This is a genomic window from Mesorhizobium sp. M1A.F.Ca.IN.020.06.1.1, from assembly GCF_004023265.1.
Taxonomy (GTDB): Bacteria; Pseudomonadota; Alphaproteobacteria; order Rhizobiales; family Rhizobiaceae; genus Mesorhizobium.
Window position 1 is genome coordinate 1 of the sequence record NZ_RZSR01001183.1, and the last position, 1,561, is coordinate 1,561.

The window sequence follows — 1,561 nt, forward strand, 5'->3', positions numbered from 1 at the left end:
CAAGTCGACGCCGCTGGTGGCGACGATCAGCGTCATCGATATCTTCGCCGTCTCGTCCAAGGTGCGGCAGGACACTTATCTCACCTACGAGCCCTTGCTGCTGCTGGCGCTGATCTACATGACCATCACCGGCATCCTGGTTCTCATCTTCAGCCGCATCGAGGCCCGGATTCCGCTCAAGATCGGTTAGTAGGGGAATAGGGGAATAGGGGAGTGTTCAGCCACGATCCGCGTTCACATTTCCATCCCCATTCGCTATTTGCTCCACAATTTCCCCCTACTCCCTTATTCCCTTACTCGCCTACTTCCTCAGGACGGCTCCGATGCAACTCACTCTCGACCAGGCAACAGGGCTGTGCCGCATGGCGGCGCTCGGCGCCGGCGCCAATGAAGAAGTGACGCAGTCGCTGGTTGCCTCGATCATCGCCGCGCAAGCAGAAGGCCTGTCGGCGGTCGGCCTGTCGCATTTCATCGACTATCTGGAAGCCATCGAGGACGGCCGCATCGACGGCGATGCCGATCCGGTCGTCACCCGGCCGGCGCTGGCCGTCTACCTCTCCGACGCGCGCGGCGGGCTTGCCCATACCGGCTTCGACCGCACTATCGATGACCTCGTCAAGGCGGCGAGGCTGTTCGGCGTCGCCATCTTCTCGCAAAGGAACGCCTATACCTGCGGCGCGCTCGGCTATTTCACCGGACGGCTGGCAGCGCAGGGGCTGGTCTCGTTCGCCGCCACCAACGGGCCGGCGGTGCTTGCAGGCTCGGGCTCGGTCAAGCCGGTCTACTGCACCAACCCGATGTCCTTTGCCGCGCCTGCCGCGGAAGGGCCGCCGTTGGTGATCGACCAATCGTCGAGCGCCACCGCCTTCGTCAACATCCGCAAGGCGGCGGAAGACGGAAGGAAGATCCCCGAGGGCTGGGCACTCGATGCCAGCGGCAACCCGACCACCGATCCGGCGGCGGCGATGAAGGGCGCGATGCTCGCCTTCGGCGGCCAGCGCGGCGCCAACATCGCGCTTATGGTCGAGGTGCTGGCGGCGGGGATTTCCGGCGCCAACTGGTCGCTCGACGCACCCTGGTTCTCCGGCGGGCCGGACAGCCCCGGAACCGGGCTCTTCGTGCTCGCTATCGAGCCCAAATTGGTCGATCCGGATTTTGAGCAGCGCATGAAGGACCAGCTCGACCGGCTGCGGCGGCGCTACGGCGTGCACATCCCCGGCCGTGCCCGGGCAGAGGCCGCTGAAAAGGCGACGGCGCGCGGTGTCGATATCCCGAAGGCGGTCGTGCAGCGCATTTCCGAATTCGCCGAACGCTACTCGGCCTGATCGAGGCATCGCCCGGCAACAAGGCGCGCATTTGCTTCGCGCCGCTTTGAACCTTTCTTAGCCCGGCAGCGACCCATCAGCGGCACCCCACATCTCAAGCCGCAAAAGGGTGGCTTGGGTCGCGGCTTGCGATTGGCGGCCGTCGCGCCGGGCGTCCAGGGCCGGGGCGGGCGTGCTTGCTTCACGCCGCCTTGATACCGTCTCAGGTCAGGCCGCCTCGTTGGACCCTGTTTCGA

At 65.4% G+C, this 1,561-nt stretch carries 1 protein-coding gene and 1 pseudogene; both read left to right on the forward strand.

The genetic code is table 11. The features are described from left to right. Positions 1 to 190: pseudogene (locus EOA60_RS32280) on the forward strand (ABC transporter permease); the annotation flags it as partial. A gap of 133 nt (positions 191 to 323) precedes the next feature. Continuing rightward, complete coding sequence (locus EOA60_RS32285; protein ID WP_095824348.1) at positions 324 to 1,325, forward strand: Ldh family oxidoreductase; 1,002 nt, start codon at positions 324 to 326, stop codon at positions 1,323 to 1,325. Positions 1,326 to 1,561: the final 236 nt, after the last annotated feature.

Bases quoted from the DNA above. Each gene is read 5' to 3' on its own strand.
- EOA60_RS32285 (WP_095824348.1), top strand. From the start codon at position 324: ATGCAACTCACTCTCGACCAGGCAACAGGGCTGTGCCGCATGGCGGCG.